Source organism: Chryseobacterium herbae (assembly GCF_025154075.1).
Taxonomy (GTDB): domain Bacteria; phylum Bacteroidota; class Bacteroidia; order Flavobacteriales; family Weeksellaceae; genus Chryseobacterium; species Chryseobacterium herbae.
Map to the genome: position 1 here is coordinate 207,254 of NZ_JAOAMU010000006.1, position 16,292 is coordinate 223,545.

16 protein-coding genes are annotated in these 16,292 nt (G+C 38.9%); 8 read left to right on the forward strand and 8 right to left on the reverse strand.

Features of this window, described 5'->3' with window-relative positions; translation table 11 throughout:
* Positions 1 to 29 precede the first annotated feature (29 nt).
* Positions 30 to 1,250, forward strand: a complete 1,221-nt coding sequence (locus N0B48_RS18215) for an MFS transporter (protein WP_259840385.1) — start codon at positions 30 to 32, stop codon at positions 1,248 to 1,250.
* Between the two features lie 225 nt (positions 1,251 to 1,475).
* Here N0B48_RS18215 and pdeM read toward each other — a convergent pair whose 3' ends face one another.
* The 4 genes from pdeM to N0B48_RS18235 form a co-directional block, all read right to left on the reverse strand.
* Positions 1,476 to 2,120 (reverse strand): ligase-associated DNA damage response endonuclease PdeM, encoded by a 645-nt coding sequence (gene pdeM, locus N0B48_RS18220; RefSeq protein ID WP_259840386.1) that lies wholly within the window; start codon positions 2,118 to 2,120, stop codon positions 1,476 to 1,478.
* A 123-nt stretch (positions 2,121 to 2,243) separates the two neighbouring features.
* A complete protein-coding gene (locus tag N0B48_RS18225) occupies positions 2,244 to 4,694 on the reverse strand; it encodes a ligase-associated DNA damage response DEXH box helicase (RefSeq protein ID WP_259840387.1) in 2,451 nt (816 codons plus the stop codon).
* Between the two features lies 1 nt (position 4,695).
* Positions 4,696 to 6,276: an ATP-dependent DNA ligase gene (locus N0B48_RS18230; RefSeq protein ID WP_259840388.1), complete on the reverse strand. Its 1,581-nt coding sequence runs from the start codon at positions 6,274 to 6,276 to the stop codon at positions 4,696 to 4,698.
* Positions 6,273 to 7,295, reverse strand: a complete 1,023-nt coding sequence (locus N0B48_RS18235) for a ligase-associated DNA damage response exonuclease (protein ID WP_259840389.1) — start codon at positions 7,293 to 7,295, stop codon at positions 6,273 to 6,275. Before N0B48_RS18235 ends, N0B48_RS18230 begins: the two co-directional genes overlap by 4 nt.
* A gap of 139 nt (positions 7,296 to 7,434) precedes the next feature.
* On the opposite strand from N0B48_RS18235, the gene N0B48_RS18240 reads away from it, so the two are divergent.
* From N0B48_RS18240 to N0B48_RS18260, 5 genes are all read left to right on the forward strand, one after another.
* Positions 7,435 to 7,986, forward strand: a complete 552-nt coding sequence (locus tag N0B48_RS18240) for a TetR/AcrR family transcriptional regulator (protein WP_259840390.1) — start codon at positions 7,435 to 7,437, stop codon at positions 7,984 to 7,986.
* A gap of 2 nt (positions 7,987 to 7,988) precedes the next feature.
* Positions 7,989 to 8,522 (forward strand): DUF4442 domain-containing protein, encoded by a 534-nt coding sequence (locus N0B48_RS18245; RefSeq protein ID WP_259840391.1) that lies wholly within the window; start codon positions 7,989 to 7,991, stop codon positions 8,520 to 8,522.
* Between the two features lie 215 nt (positions 8,523 to 8,737).
* Positions 8,738 to 9,529 carry an SDR family oxidoreductase gene (locus tag N0B48_RS18250; protein WP_259840392.1) on the forward strand — a complete coding sequence of 264 codons (792 nt, stop codon included), beginning with the start codon at positions 8,738 to 8,740 and terminating at the stop codon, positions 9,527 to 9,529.
* 3 nt (positions 9,530 to 9,532) lie between these two features.
* Positions 9,533 to 9,934, forward strand: a complete 402-nt coding sequence (locus tag N0B48_RS18255) for a GlcG/HbpS family heme-binding protein (RefSeq protein WP_259840393.1) — start codon at positions 9,533 to 9,535, stop codon at positions 9,932 to 9,934.
* Between the two features lie 18 nt (positions 9,935 to 9,952).
* Positions 9,953 to 10,756 (forward strand): helix-turn-helix domain-containing protein, encoded by an 804-nt coding sequence (locus N0B48_RS18260; protein WP_259840394.1) that lies wholly within the window; start codon positions 9,953 to 9,955, stop codon positions 10,754 to 10,756.
* Between the two features lie 220 nt (positions 10,757 to 10,976).
* Here the strand turns inward: N0B48_RS18260 and N0B48_RS18265 are convergent, their stop codons facing one another.
* The 4 genes from N0B48_RS18265 to N0B48_RS18280 form a co-directional block, all read right to left on the reverse strand.
* A complete protein-coding gene (locus N0B48_RS18265) occupies positions 10,977 to 12,053 on the reverse strand; it encodes an SDR family oxidoreductase (RefSeq protein ID WP_259840395.1) in 1,077 nt (358 codons plus the stop codon).
* Between the two features lie 83 nt (positions 12,054 to 12,136).
* On the reverse strand, positions 12,137 to 12,718 hold the full coding sequence (locus tag N0B48_RS18270; protein ID WP_259840396.1) for a Crp/Fnr family transcriptional regulator: 582 nt from the start codon (positions 12,716 to 12,718) through the stop codon (positions 12,137 to 12,139).
* A 48-nt stretch (positions 12,719 to 12,766) separates the two neighbouring features.
* Complete coding sequence (locus N0B48_RS18275) at positions 12,767 to 13,225, reverse strand: PPC domain-containing DNA-binding protein (protein ID WP_259840397.1); 459 nt, start codon at positions 13,223 to 13,225, stop codon at positions 12,767 to 12,769.
* A gap of 45 nt (positions 13,226 to 13,270) precedes the next feature.
* A complete protein-coding gene (locus N0B48_RS18280) occupies positions 13,271 to 14,116 on the reverse strand; it encodes an NAD(P)-dependent oxidoreductase (protein WP_259840398.1) in 846 nt (281 codons plus the stop codon).
* Positions 14,117 to 14,368: 252 nt separating this feature from the next.
* Between N0B48_RS18280 and N0B48_RS18285 the strand changes: the two genes are divergently transcribed.
* Together N0B48_RS18285 and N0B48_RS18290 are read left to right on the forward strand one after the other, a co-directional pair.
* The gene (locus N0B48_RS18285) at positions 14,369 to 15,001 is read left to right on the forward strand and encodes a chloramphenicol acetyltransferase (protein WP_259840399.1); all 633 of its coding nucleotides are present in this window, start codon (positions 14,369 to 14,371) and stop codon (positions 14,999 to 15,001) included.
* Positions 15,002 to 15,359: 358 nt separating this feature from the next.
* Positions 15,360 to 16,250, forward strand: a complete 891-nt coding sequence (locus N0B48_RS18290; protein WP_259840400.1) for a BRCT domain-containing protein — start codon at positions 15,360 to 15,362, stop codon at positions 16,248 to 16,250.
* Positions 16,251 to 16,292: the final 42 nt, after the last annotated feature.

The following is a 16,292-nucleotide window of genomic DNA, read 5'->3' on the forward strand; positions in this document are numbered from 1 at the left end:
CTGTCAAAACTCAACAAAATTATAACGCAATGAATTATCAAAAAGAAATACAGATCAAAACGGAGCCTGCTGTTAAAAGTAAAGGTCTTCCGGCAGCATTGTGGGCATTAACCATCAGTGCATTTGGAATTGGAACCACAGAATTCGTGATTGTAGGACTTCTTCCCACGGTGGCGGGAGATCTGGGAATCAGCATTCCCTCAGCAGGACTTCTGGTAAGTCTCTATGCCATTGGAGTAGCGATAGGTGCTCCGATACTGACAGCATTAACGGGAAAAATTCCAAGAAAAGTATTACTCGTATCCATCATGCTTTTATTTGTGATCGGGAACGGACTGGCTTCTATTGCTCCTGGGTTCATCACATTGGTTATGGCCAGGATTCTGACAGGATTTGCTCACGGGGTTTATTTCTCCATCGGCTCAACTATTGCAGCCTCACTGGTTCCTGAGGAGAAGAGGGCAACAGCGATTTCAATCATGTTTGCCGGACTTACCCTTGCAATTGTCACCGGAGTTCCACTGGGAACTTTTATAGGACAGCATTTCGGATGGAGAGCCACTTTCATAGGAGTTTCTATTCTTGGAATCATAGGTTTATTAGCGAGTATGCTGTTGGTTCCGAAAAACCTTAAAAGCGACCAGACGGCCTCTTTAAAAAGTCTTCCCAAGGTATTTGGAAACAGACGTATGATCTTTGCTTTTTTAATGACAGCTATGGGATACGGAGGAACCTTTGTGGTATTTACATACTTATCTCCGATCTTACAGCAGATCACAGGATTTCAGGAATCTACAGTGACTTTTATCCTTCTGATTTACGGAATTGCGATTGCTTTAGGAAATCTTTTGGGCGGAAAGATTGCGAATAAAAATCCTTTACAAGCACTTCTCTGGATGTTTGCAGCGCAGGGACTGGTACTGCTGGCATTTTATTTCACGGCCGGGAATCAGATCTTAAGTATTATTACCCTTTTTCTTTTAGGAGGTTTGTCGTTTGCATCTGTACCGGGACTTCAGCTTTTGGTGGTGCAGATTGCAGAAAAAGAACTTCCGGGAACTGAAGATGTAGCTTCAGGGATCAATATTGCGGCATTCAATATAGGAATTGCTATTGGGTCTTATACTGGAGGTCTTATTGTAACATCTTCATTGGGGTTGGCAAGCACACCATGGATCGGAGCCTTATTTTTAGTGGCAACCGTATTGATCACGCTTTACAGCATCAGTTTAAGTAAAAATCAAAAATAATTTTTCCTGTTTTTATATTTTCAAGGACTGTCCGTCATTGGGCAGTCTTTTTATTTTACGTATTCATCCTTAATCAGACATAAAAAATCTGCTCTATACGCCAGATCAGCGGGAAATCAAAATGAAATAAATTCTATATTTTTCAGGTTTTGGCTAAAGCCGTTGAAATGTTTTTTCTTGTTCAGATGGGCTAAAGCCCATCCCTATTGAATGGATATCTGGAACCTATATTTCATGAATCTCAGAATCCGTAAATACAAAGAATTTCCCACCTTTAGGAATGTTTTTCGTATCCAGTCCTGTAAACTCGCTGAATGCGGGAAGTAATAATTGTTTCTCAGTCTGAACAAAACACGGAAGCCTGATGTTCTTTACAGAAGAATTCAGGACAACGCCCGGGTGAATATGTCCAGTAATTTGAAATTTCGGGAGTGTTTGGTCAAAATCATGAATAAAAGTAAAGCCTTCGATGGTCAGAATTTTGGATTTAAAATTTAAACATAATTTCTTTTCCAGGGCAGCGGATAAACGGTCATGATTTCCTTTAATCAGATAAAACTGAAGATCCGGATACTGGTTTCTCCAGTTGCAGAATTCATCCACATCCGAGTTGTCTCCTGCATGAAGCAGATCCCCAACAACAATAAATTTTTCGGGCTGAAAATATTCAATCAGAAAAGAAAGTCTCTCCAGATCACTTTTCATAATATGATTGGCCAAAGCAATTCCATTTTTCCTGAAATGAGCGGTTTTCCCAATGTGAAGATCAGACAAAATCAATGCTTTCTCTTTTTTCCAAAAGGCTACACGCTGATTGGTCAAAGTAAAAACTTCATTGTTGAGGGTGATATTTTTAACGGCGATATTCAATTTTTTTTGTAAAATGTATTATTGAGTTTGGAAGCTGGAAGAGGGAAGTTGTTATATTGCGACATAGAACCCGAAACCCGTATCCCGAAACAAACCCATCACTCATAATTTATAACTCTAAAACTAAAACCCTCTTTTCCTCGCCTGTTCCACCATTCGTTTAATTCTCGCATCCAAACTTTCGCTTGAAAGCGTCTGTCTTAGGCTGTCTACTTTGATAGGAAAACTCAATGGAGTAAAGGTATGGGAATATTTTAAAATGATTTTTGATTTTTCAATTCTTTTAAAAGCTTCTACCAGTCGTGGTTCCTGAAGCTGCATATTGAAAACTTCGGTATAGGCTTGTCTGACAAGGAAATGATTTGGGTCGTAATCTTCCAGCACTTTAAAAATAAGACCCGCAGAACTTTGTAATGATTTATTGGAGCGTTGTTTTCCGGCGTAATTTTGAATCACCATTCCTGAAATGACGGCTATATCTCGGAATTTTCTTCTTGCCATTTCTGCTGAATTGATGCTGGCAATGACATCGTTCATGAGGTTGTCGCGGGTTAGAATTTTATCTAAATTGTCTTCATTCAGAGGAATTTCCTTGTCGCTGAAAAGTTCAAAACCATAATCATTCATGGCCATTGAAAAAGAAATCGGGGCCAGTTTTGAAATACGGTAAGCGATGAGTGCGGCCATCACTTCATGAACCAAACGTCCTTCGAAAGGATACATGAAAAGGTGGTAACCTTCACGGTTTTTAATGAGCTCAACGAGAAATTCGTCTTCTTTAGGAATGTGGGAATTTTTTTCCTGATTGACCAGCAATGGATGTAAAAATTTAAGTTCCTTTTCAGAAGCTTTCGGGTTTAAGGCATGAGAGAGTTTTTCTCTTAAAAAATGTCCTAAATTGGAGCTCAAAGGCAGTCTTCCGCCCAGATAACTCGGAGCTATTGCTTTTCCTTTTGCAGCGCGGACGTAGACGGTCATATCTTTGATCATGGCGACTTCAAGCGTTCGTCCAGCCAGAATGAATTTTTCTTCTTTTTTTAATTTTGAAATAAAATATTCTTCTACCATTCCGATATAACCGCCTGAAATAAATTTCACTTTCAGCATGGCATCACTTACTATAACGCCCATATTCATACGGTGGAGCATGGCAATTTTCCGTGAGGTTACTTTATATAAACCGTCTTCCATGACTACGATCTTATGGAATTCTTCATAGCTTTTTAACACGCTTCCACCAATTGTCAGAAAATCAAGAATACTTTTCCATTCTTCATTGGTCATTTCCTGGAAAGCAAATACTTTTTTGATTCTTTCAAAGGTTTCTTCGGGATAAAATCCGTCACCGACCGCCAAAGTCATCAGAAACTGAACCAATACATCGAAACACAACACCTGAGGTTCTCGCGGCTCGATTACTTTCTGTTTCACGGCTTCTTTTAAAGCAGCCACTTCGATCAGTTCAAGAGAATGGGTGGGAACACAGTAGATTTTAGAGGTTTCAAAAGGGGAATGGCCACTTCGCCCAGCCCGCTGCAAAAATCTGGCGACACCTTTAGCAGAACCGATTTGAATCACCATATCAACAGGTTTAAAGTCAATTCCAAGATCTAACGAAGAAGTGGAAACGACAGCTTTCAGTTTTCCGGCACTTAAATTTTCTTCGATCCAGATCCGGAGATGAGCATCAATGGAACTGTGGTGAATGGCGATCTGGCCTGCAAAATCAGGATAAGCATCAAGTAAAAGCTGGTACCACATTTCACTTTGACTTCGTGTATTGGTAAAAACGATCGTAGATTTTGAATCCAAAATGATGGGAACTATTTTATCGGCTAATTTGGCTCCCAAATGTCCAGCCCACGGCAGAATGTCCAGCTCATCCGGAATAACCGGCAGGATGTCTATTTTCTTATGTTCTTTAGCTGTAATCTTTGTCCTTTTGATGTCGTAGGGAATTAAAACATCCATTGCTTCATCCAGATTTCCTATCGTAGCTGTGATTCCCCATATTTTTATTTTCGGAACATATTTTCTTAACTGTGAAATGGCCAGTTCGACCATAACACCGCGTTTTGAACCCAAGAGTTCATGCCATTCATCAACGGCCACACATTTCATTTCCTGTAAGAATCTCGTGTGATTTTTCTGGCCTAAAAGCAGATGAAGACTTTCAGGAGTGACGACCAGAATTTCAGGCATATTCCTGATCTGCTGTTGTCTTACTTTCTGTTCCGTATCTCCATTTCTGACGCCAACGGTCCAATCCAAACCGATTTCATCCATGGCTTCCTGCATCGCTTTGGCAATATCTTTGGACAGAGAACGCAGCGGAGTGATCCAGATCATTTTCAACCCTTTTTTATACTGTTCAGGATGATTCATAAAGTCTGAAACCAGTGCAAGGAAAACAGAAAATGTTTTCCCGAATCCGGTAGGTGCCACTACCATTCCGCTGTATCCGCTTCCGAATTTCTGCCAGGTGTCAATCTGAAATTTGAAAGGGGAAATGGCTTTATCAGCCATCCATTGCTGAATGACTTTGAATCCGTCGCTATTTTCAAATGCTTTCAAATTATTGGATCAGTTTTTTTATTTCTTCAAGTTCGTCTATTTCTTCTACGGTTTTGTCTTTCCGCCATCTTACAATCCTTGGGAATCTCAGGGCCACACCACTTTTATGCCTGCTGCTGAATCCGATACCTTCAAAAGCAATTTCAAAGACCAGTTCAGCTTTCACCGTGCGCACCGGACCGAATTTTTCAATGGCATTTTTATTAACAAACCGGCTCACCTCCATGATTTCTTTATCCGTCAGTCCCGAATAGGCCTTTGCAATCGTCACCAGTGTATCACCATTTTTTACGGCGAATGTGTAATCTGTGTAGTAGGCACTTCGTCGGCCGCTTCCTTTCTGGGCATAGATCAGGACTGCATCAATGGTTAGCGGACTTACTTTCCACTTCCACCAGTCGCCTTTTTTTCTTCCGGAATGGTAGGGGGAGTTTCTCTGTTTCAGCATAAGACCTTCACTGTTGATATCTCTGGATCCTTCCCGTATTGCATTCAGGTCTTCCCATTTTTCAAACTCAATGACTTCAGAAAGTTTAATATTTTGAGGAGTTTCATTCAGCAGTAATTCTTCCAGCATGGCGCGTCTGACGGCGATGGATTTTTCGCGGAGATCGGTTCCTTCCAGCTCCAGAAGATCATAAACAAAGACTTCAATCGGAATATCCGCGAGCATTTTTTTAGTTAAAGTTTTCCTGTTTAATCTTTTCTGTAATTCATTAAAATTTAAAACATTAGAATCCTTTACCGCAAGTATCTCTCCATCTAAAACAAAGTTCCCTTTCATTGCCAGTACGGCATCCCTGATTTCCGGAAACTGATCGGTGACCAACTCTTCACCTCTCGACCAGATAAAGACTTCATCATTCCTTTTGATGATCTGCCCTCGGATTCCGTCCCACTTATATTCAATCTGCCAGCCTTCAGGATTTCCGAGTTCTTCCAGTTCTTTTTCAAGCGGATAAGCCAGGCAGAAGGGATAGGGTTTTGAATTATCCGGATTGATATTCTCAGCCGAAATCAGTTCATGATATGAAACTTCCCCGGGAAGCCATTTTCCCATCAGACTATGCATCAAAGTACTGGATTCCTGAGATGAAAATTTAGTAAGTGCATTGATCAGCGTTTTATCCGAAACCCCGATTCTGAAACTTCCGCCCAATAATTTATTAAAGATGAGACGTTCTGTGTAATCCAGTCCGTTCCACGATTGCAATACAAAAGCTTTTTTTTCTGTTTCTGATTTGTCTTTTAAACTGACAATATCCAACATCCATTGCGAAAGAGTACGCTCAATTTTTTCCGAAGGCGGAGGAAGAATCAGGGAAATGGTTTCGCCCAGATCTCCCACCGAAGAATAGCTTTCCTGAAATAACCAAAACGGTAGTTTTGTAATCTCCAGGGCCCATTCTTTCATATAATTGGTGTTGACATTTCTTTTAGGTCTTTTACCTGTAAACAGTGCAATAAACCACACTTTATCCTCATCAGGAGCACGTTCCAGATAATCGATGATGGCATCTATTTTAGCATTGGTCTTATTGGTCGTTTCCAAAGCATTAATCAGATCTGCAAAATGTTTCATGGCTCAGGATTTTCAGTGATTTCTTTTTCAGATTCTTCTTCGTCTTCACCAAACAGGGTTTCTACAACGTCTGCTTTAATACCGATTTCATTTAAATATTTTGAGAAAATTTCGGTCTGTCCGTGGGTGACATGTACAATTTCGGCTTCTGTAGCTTTTACGGCTTGCAGAAGTCCTTTCCAGTCGGCGTGATCACTCATGGCAAATCCGGCATCCGCGCTGCGCCATCTTCTGGCTCCGCGTACCTGCATCCATCCTGAACAGATCGCGGTTGCGGCATCCGGTATTTTTTTAATGATACTGCTATCAAGCAGAGCAGGAGGAACAATGACGATTTCGTGCTGTACTTCTTTTGGATTCTCCTTAAAATCAGCGATTTTGTAATCCGGAAGAGTAATGCCCACGGATTCAAAGGCTTCATTCAACCTTCCAATGGAATTATGAACATAGATTTTCCCGAAACCTTCCACAGCTTTCATAATTCGCTGAGCCTTTCCCAACGAATACCCTATAAATACTGAAGTTTTTGAGTTTTCCTGATTTTTAAGTACCCAGGATTGAAGTTTTTTATTGAGATCGGGAACTTCCAGCCAGTTGTAAATGGGTAATCCGAAAGTACTTTCCGTCACAAATTCATTACATTTTACCAGCTCAAATGGAGTACTCAGTCCATCTTCCTGCACCTTATAATCTCCCGAAATAACGGTAATATATCCTTTGTATTCTAATCTGATCTGAGCTGATCCGATGATATGTCCGGCAGGATGCAGCGAAACTTTCACTCCGTTCAAAATAACCGTTTCACCATATTCAACACTCTGACATTCAATATCTATCCCAATCCTTTGATACAGAATCGGCTTTGTATAATGGTGACAAAGGTATTTTTTCATTCCCCATCGGGCGTGATCGGCATGTCCGTGTGTGATGACTGCGAGATCAACGGGCCTCCAGGGATCGATATAGAATTTCCCCTGCGGACAATAAATGCCTTTTTTTGTGAATGTGATTAATTTCAATGGTGTGATTGGTTTGTATTTAATCTTCAAAAACCTAACCAATCCTTGTTTTTCTTTAAAATTTGTAGACTGCTTTTAAATTAAATCTCGACAATCAATTTTATTTTGTATTTTTATCTACCTACTAATAGATAGATTTATGAATACGAAAGATAAAATTATTGAAATCGGAAATAAATTTCTAATTGAAAAGGGGTATAATGCCTTTAGTTATGCTGATATTTCGAAAAGTATCGACATAAAAACATCATCTATACATTATCACTTTCCATCTAAAGTTGATCTTTGTCTGGCCATTATCGAAGTACATCAACAGCGTATCTTTAATCTGAAACATGCCCAAAATGGACTTTCAGCAACGGAAAAATTGCAAGGTCTTTTTAATTACTATCTATCACTTATTGATAAACAGCAGATCTGTCTGACCGGAACTTTAGCCTCTGATTATAATTCATTGGATGAAAAGATAACCGAAAAGCTAAAGGATTTTAATGAAATCATTCTGTCTCATACCACAGCAATCTTAGAATCCGGTATTGATAAAAAAGAATTCCATATGATTAAGAATTGTCAGTTAAAGGCAATGGAAATTTTATCTCTGTTAGTTGGGTTGGCACAAATAGGAAGGTTGTATACCAAAAATGAAATTCAGCTTTTAATGGATGAAATTATTAACAATCTAAAACTTTAACAATGACTTTTTACCAAAATGTAAGCAAATACGGAGCAAAAATTATTGGACTGCCAAAACTATTCAAATGGGCATTCAACTTATCTCCTATGTACCGCAGAAGTACTGCCCGGATAGAATTTGTATCTAAAGATTTGTCCCAGATTTGCATTAAGCTCCCTATCAGTTATAGAAACAAAAATTATATGGGAAGTATTTTTGGTGGCAGTATGTTTTCTTCAGTCGATCCAATACCTATGGTTCAGCTGATCTATCTTACGGATCACAAATATGTTATTTGGGATAAATCTGCAGAAATCTATTTTAAACGTCCTGCTCATATTGATCTCCATGCTGAATTCATTTATACAAAAGAAGAACTCAATGAAATAGAGGAGCGGATAAAAACGGAAAAGGAAATTGTCATTGTTAAAACAACACAGCTTACAGATAAAAATAAGGAAACCCTTTATTGTGAAATAAAGAAGACCATTTACATTGCTGATAAAAACTTTTATAAACAAAAAAGGGAATTAAAAAAAAGCACATCTGAATGACAGAACATTTTCATATCAATAAATAATTTTCCTCTTATCATCATGGGTTGCTCCATGATCATCTCTTCATATTCACCAAAGTTTGTTTTCCATACAGAAATAGGTGTGAACCAATTTTATATTGAACTTTCCACCAATAAAACTTTGAACCATCCACCAATAATCTTCCTTTCAAAATCCTTGAAATTTGTATCTGTAACAATAAGAAATACAAAATGAGCAAAACTATTTTAATTACAGGTGCAGCAAGCGGTTTCGGGAAGATAGCCGCATTTGATCTGGCTAAAAAAGGACACAAAGTAATCGCTACGGCACAGGTTTATCCACAGGTAAGTGATTTAATCCGTGAGGCGGGCGAATTGGGAATTGAACTGATAGCTGATAAACTGGACGTAACCAATTCCAGAGATATCGCTTATATCCATCAAAAGTATGATATTGATATTTTAATCAGTAATGCCGGTATTATGGAAGGTGGTCCTATTGCAGAACAGCCATTGGAATTTATCCGTTCCATGTTTGATGTGAATGTTTTCGGTGCATTGGAACTTACGCAGGGTTTCGTTAAGAAATTTATTGAGCAGAAGAAGCCGGGTAAAATTGTATTCACGACTTCTATGGGAGGTTTATGGACGGTTCCTTATGTTGCGGCTTACTGCGCTTCGAAACACGCTATGGAATCTATTGCAGAAGGTTTAAAAACTGAACTGGCTCCATTCAATATCAAGATCGCAACCTGCAATCCAGGCGTTTTCGGAACAGGATTCAATGACAGAGGAGTAGATTCTATCTTCCGATGGTATGATCCTAAAGTGAATTTCACACCGGAATCTTCTTTTGATGGCGTTGCTGAATCTCTGGCGCATCAGCTGGATCCTCAGTCTATGGCCGATGTGATTGTGAATGTAGCACTGGATGAAAATTCCAATTTCAGAAACGTACATCCTAAAGAAACGGAAGATTTTGTAAAACAGCTTCAGGCGGATGCATGGACGGCAAAAAGTTAAATCATGAACATTACTTATAAACAGGCTGAAAAAGCACTACATGCAGCCATAGAAAAAGCTGGATCCATCAATATTCCAGTAAGTATTGTGGTGGTAGATAATGGCGGACATTTGATGACATTAGCAAGACTGGACAGCGTTTACGGGGTCATAGATTTTGCCCTTAAAAAAGCGAAAACCGCAGTGATGTTCGGGGTTAACAGCGATGTCATGGGAACAATCATTGCCGGAGCAGATATGCACGGATATGGTATGCTGAATTCCAATGGCGGACTTTTAACGATTGCCGGTGGAGTAGTGATCAAAGATGCTGAGGGGAAAATCATCGGAGCCATAGGATCTTCCGGGGGAACTCCTGAGCAGGACAAAGAGATTGCAGAGGCCGGTGCTTCTGTTGTGGGTTAAATTTCAGATATTTGTATTATGGAGAGAACTTCTGAGATCATATTCGACAAACTGGTGTATTCATGTGCTTTTGAAACGTACAGGGGACATGAGGAATTTATTCCGGATCATTTTCTAGGTTTTCAGCTGTCCGGGGAAACGCATGCTTTTCATGACAAAGGAAAGACGATCATAAAAGAGAATACAGTAGTTCTGGTGCGGAAAAATCAATTGATCCGTACGGTAAAACAGCCTTCAAAAAATGAAAAATACCAGTTTCTTTCTATAACGCTTGATCAGGAAACGCTTCGGCAATATGCTGCGGAAAATAAAATGACGGCTGCGGAAAGATTTCCCAATACTGAAAAGTTGTTTTTTGAACCGGATGAGTTCTTCAGAGGATATTTTGTTTCGCTGCTGCCGTATGTTGATAAGACAAAAACAGCAACTTCGAGATTAGTTATTTTAAAGATCAAAGAAGCGATAGAACTCATTCTTCAGAGTAATCCTGATTTTAAAAACCTTCTTTTTGACTTTTCGGAACCACATAAGATTGATCTGAAAGAATACATGAATAAGAACTTCATGTTTAATGTATCGGTGGAAACTTTCGCCAGGCTCACAGGCCGCAGTTTGTCGGGGTTTAAGCGTGATTTTAACAAAGCATTCAATACAACACCCAAACAGTGGCTTAAAGAAAAAAGACTGGAAGAAGCGTATTATCTGATCCGGCACAGGGATAAAAAACCGTCAGATATTTATCTTGAGCTGGGATTTGAAAATCTTTCCCATTTCTACTATTCGTTCAAACAGAAGTTCGGAATGACAACCAGCGAGATTTAACTAAAAAACACATCAATAATAAAAAAGGAGCAGCGATAAACTGCTCCTTTTTTATTTTGAGGTCGGGAAGTTTGAAGCTGGAAGAGGGAAGATATTCGTATCCCAAAGAACAGCTAAATCGCAGTTTTATTAATTTTTCAGGACTATTCGAATTTGATGAGAACAGTTAAATATGAATGTCTAATAGTAACTTCCAGCCTCCCCAGCTTCCAAACTCAGATTAAGGAATCAATCTTTCCGCCTTCAGTTTTTCAAACAGTTCCTTGAAAGAATCTTCTGTATTCTGATACGCTGTAAATCCAAGTTTTCTGCTTTTAGCCATATCACACATCACTTCCAAAGGTCTTCCAAGATCGAGATCGGTATGCCATGCAGAAGCCAGTCTGTCGAGATTATTTTCTTTCAAACCATATTTTTCTGCTATTTCTTTCCAGGTTTTGCCTTCCGTACTCAATGTATTTTCAAGCGGTCTTACTGTTCCGTCAAAATCTTCTGCTTCAATACCAAACCAGTCTGCGAGCCTTTTCCAAAGCCATTTCCATCGGAATACATCTCCGTTTACAATATTGAAAGCCTGATTTCTTGCAGATTCTGTAGTAGAAGCCCAGACAAGTTGTTTGGCTAAGATTCTGGCATCCGTCACGTCAGAAACACCATTCCATTGCTCTGCAGAACCCGGCCATATCATTTTCTGTCCTTTTTCTTTGCAGATACTGGCATACGCCGCAAGAGTAGTTCCCATATTCATCAGATTGCCCACTGCATAACCGATCACAGTATGGGGCCTGTGAATACTCCACGTAAATCCGTCTCTTTCCGAAGCTTTATACACCTCGTCTTCTTGCGCATAATAAAAATTGGGGAGAGGAAGTCGCGGATGTTCTTCTCTGACCGGAGTTTCAGGAAGTTTTCCTTCTTTGGCATATGCTTCAAAAGGTCCTAAATAATGTTTCAGACCTGTCACCAAAGCCACATGTTTTACCGATTTTTTCGGAGCCAAAACATCCAGTAGATTCCTTACCAATGCACTGTTCACACGGATGTTTTCTTCTTCCGTATCGTTTCGCATCCATGTTGTGAAATACACATGAGTAGGTGAGATCCCATCCAGTGCTTTATTTAAGCTGTCGATATCCAGAAGATCAGCTTTTACCGGAATCAGTTCCGGAATGTTGTTATTTGTATTTCTGGAAAGTCCATAAACCGTCCATCCCTGTGAAATAAGCTCTTCAGCAAGATTGCTGCCAGTAATTCCTGTCGCACCGACTACCAGTACTATGTTTTTTGTATTGTCCATTTCTGTAAAATTTCTTTTACAAAATTATGAACAGGAGAAGGATGAAACACTTGACTTGCGTCATGCATTAGTGTTGATCCAGATCAAGTATTCAGGGACCATTTTTTTCGTATCCTGCTTACAGTTTCGGGAGCAAGGCCTAAATAAGAAGCGATAAGATTATGGGGAACCCTTTTGATGATGTCCGGACTTCTTTGAGCAAAATGCATGTATTTTTCTTCTGCTGTAAAGCTGTTGGAAACCATCAATCTGTAATCTTTTGTGACCAGACTGTTTTGATACAAAATCCTGAAATAACGGTCCATGACGGGAATCTCCAGCATCAATCTTTCATAATTTTCCAATGTAATCATCAATACTTCGGTTTCTTCTACAGCATCGATATTCAAAACTGCTTTTTCCTGATGAATAAAGCTGTTAAAATCAGAGATCCACCATCCTTCGAATGCAAACATATTGATCCGTTCGTTTCCTTTTTCATCCAACACATAGGATTTAAGCAAGCCTTTACTGACGAATGAAAGACATTTGCAAATATCATTTTCCTGTAACAGATATTGCTTTTTACGTAATTTTTTGAACGTAAAAAAAGATGGAATCTTATGGCTCTGTTCTTCAGAAAGCTCAACTTTGTTTTGGATATGGGAAAGCAGGATGTCAAACATCAGGAAAATATTTAGTCAAAAATACTACTTTCAAAGCAGTTTGCCATTTCATTTTTCAAAATCATAGAAATTGATTCCCACTTCTTCATTCTTCACTTTTACAACTCTTGTATCTAACGGATAGAAAATAAATTCACCTGCACCACGAATCTTTGCGTCCAGAAGATGCCCTGCCAAAGCGGTATAATCCTCTCTTCCCAAAGTAATATGCATATGAAGCATCGGTTTCCCATCGATCTCGGAAACATTTCCGGAAATATTGGTCATTTCCATCTGCTCATGAAAAGTTTTATCGACATACTTTTTATCGGAAGGTTTAAAAAATCGAAGGGTGGCTTCGCTGACAGCACCAATACCTGTGATTTCTCCGGCCTGTATATTCTGGCTTTTAACAAAATCAGTCAAAGCCTCAACTATACTTGATTGGTCTTTGATACTGACAATATAAATTGGCCCTGTTTTTCTTGCAGACCAGTGAGTTCCTTTGAAATTTTGTGTATCCATCATGTTTACCGTTAAATGTTATTTCTGAGATCAAGAACATTTCGTGTTTTATTTTTTCAGATAATTGATAATGCCAATCACATCATCTTTCCCGAAGCCTTTATCATGAGCTGCCTGATACGTTTCGCTTAAAACCTTTGATAGTGGAAAATCTGCACCTGCATTTTGAGCCAGGAGAATATCTTTCAACATCAGGTCCAAAGCAAAAGCAGGATCGTAATGATTATTGATTAATAGAGGTGTTTTCACTTTTGTAGCACCGCTTCCGCTTGCACTTTCATTAATGATTTCTAACATCGAAGTGCGTTCAATCCCCAATTGATCTGCAAACAAAACGGTTTCTGCCAAACCCTGATAAATAGCGGAAAGGAAATAGTTGATCGACAGTTTTCCGGCAATTCCTTTTCCATTTTCGCCCAGATGTTTGACTGCTTTTCCAAGTTTTTCCAGATAAGGCATGGCTCTCTGAAGATCTTTTTCTTCACCACCAGCCATAATGATCAGCGTCCCTTCTGCAGCCGGCGTGGTACTTCCTGCTACCGGGGCATCAATGAATGATCCTTCCTTTATTTTAACAGCTCCGGAAATTTCACCGGTTGCTTGCGGAGAAATAGTACTCATATCGATAAAGAGTTTTCCGCTGATATCTGATTTTAAAACTTCTTCATAAACCGCTTTTGCGGCACGATCATCGGTAAGCATAGTAAATATGATGTTGTTGTTCTGAACCAGCTCCGGAATTTGAGTATAAACGATTGATTTTTCTTTAAAACCTTCAGTTTTTTCAGGTGATCTGTTGTAAACTGAGAGCGGAAATCCAGCTTTTTCAAGGTTTTTAGCCATAGGATGGCCCATATTTCCTAATCCGATGAATCCTATTTTTTCTGTCTCCATATTGTATGTGTTCAATTATTATTAAGTACAGCTTCTTTAGTAAGTAAGCCAAAAGAATGTTAGTGAGAAATTTACAGTACAGAATAAAGATCTGATAGTGTAAACCTGTTCTGTTTGCATCAAAAAACCGACCAAAATCAACCACAGATAGTAAGTTTTCATTCTATCTCCGATGTTTTATTTCTATAATTTTTTTCATGATAAACTTTTAAAACCGGGAAAACTTACGGAAATTTGCAGCAAATAAAATCAATGAAGATCATAGACATCGAAAACTGGAACCGAAAAGAACATTTTGAATTTTTCTCCAAAATGGCAAGCCCCTACTTTGGCTTTACCACTGAAGTGGACTGTACAAAAGCTTATGCTTATGCAAAGGAAAACGGACATTCTTTTTTCGCAACCTATCTTCACCGGTCGATGGTGGCTGTCAATGCTGTAGATGAATTAAAATTGAGAATCGTAGATGGTCAGGTGGTTTTGTATGATGCTATTCACGCCGGAACTACGATTGGCAGAGCAGACGGTACTTTCGGTTTTGCATTTATCCCTTTTTCCAAAGATTTTAACGTGTTTAATGCAGTGATGCAGGAAGAAATAGCAGATGTACAGCGAACATCCGGGATCAGAATGAATAATGGTGAACTTGGAAAAGATCTCATCAGACACTCAACCATTCCATGGAATTCTTTCAGCGCGCTGCTGCATCCTACCAGCTTTAATAATTCAGAATCTGTCCCAAAGATCACATTCGGAAAGTTTAGCATTCGTGATGGTAAAAAGTACCTTCCGGTTTCTGTGGAAGCCCATCACGGACTGGCAGACGGATTGCATCTTGCGAAATATCTGGAGGAGTTTCAGAGACAGCTTGATGGAGAGGTGTAAGTTTATTTCGGGATACGGGTTTCGAGATTCAGGATGCTACCTGGAATTTATATAGATGACCAATTTGTATTGGCACAAATTTTCCTTCTATGAAGGGGTGGATTTTTACCTAGCAAAAAGACGGGGTAGTTTTAAAATAGAAGATGAATGATAATTGATAAACGATAAGTTGTCTTACAGAACCTTCATACTCTAACTTCTAATCTCTAAAATCTAAAATCTAACTTCTTCTTTTACGGAAAACCGTAAGGCTTTTTTTTCAATTCTGAATATTTTTGAATCTATAATATTGCTATATTAGGAAGTTGATTTTACCATCAATACAAACTAATTAACCAATCAACTCAAATTATTTAAGATGACGAATTTTGAAAATCCGGACTTACAGGTTGTGACGACCAAATCCAGAGCAGATAAAGCAATTAATTCATTAAAAGGCATTCTTCTGGGGATAATTTCAGATGATGTAATTGATGCCAGAGAAATGGAAGAACTCAGATTATGGGCCAAAGAGCATTATGATCTGGTCAACAGAAATCCGTTCAGGGAATTTATGCTTTTGATTGAAAATACGGCAACCAACGGAATACCAGCCAAAGAAGCCGTGGAAGATCTGTACTGGCTGTGTCAGAAATACGAACACGGCAGTATTTATTATAATGGAATCACATCTGATCTTCAGCTATTACAGGGGATTTTTCATGGAATTCTAGCGGATGGAATTTTAAATGACCATGAAATATTCAAACTTCACGAATGGCTTTCCGAAAATGAACATTTAAGTTCCTATTATCCTTATGATGAGATCAGAAGTCTGGTGTTGTCTATTGTTGCGGATAAAATCATTGAAGAAGAAGAACGAACGATACTTACAGCTTTTATCAAACAGTTTGTAGAGCTGAAAAACTCTGATACAGCGGCTAAAATAGAAAGGGATACTGCGGATGTAAATATTTCAGGAATCTGTGCGCTAGATCCCGAAATTATATTTGAAAACAAAACATTCTGTATTACAGGAATATTGAGCCGGGGAAATCGCAGTGAACTGCAGAAAGCGATTCAGGACAAAGGTGGAATTGCTGTCAATACTATTTCTAAAAAAACGGATTATCTCATTATTGGCGACACCAATAATGCGTGCTGGAGTTATTCTTGTTATGGAAGAAAGGTAGAAAAAGCCTTGGATCTTAGAAAATCAGGACATACCATTGTCCTGGTTCATGAGTTTGATGTTTTTGATGCCATCTGAAGAGAAAATTTATCCGAAAATATCACCTTAAATACGAATACA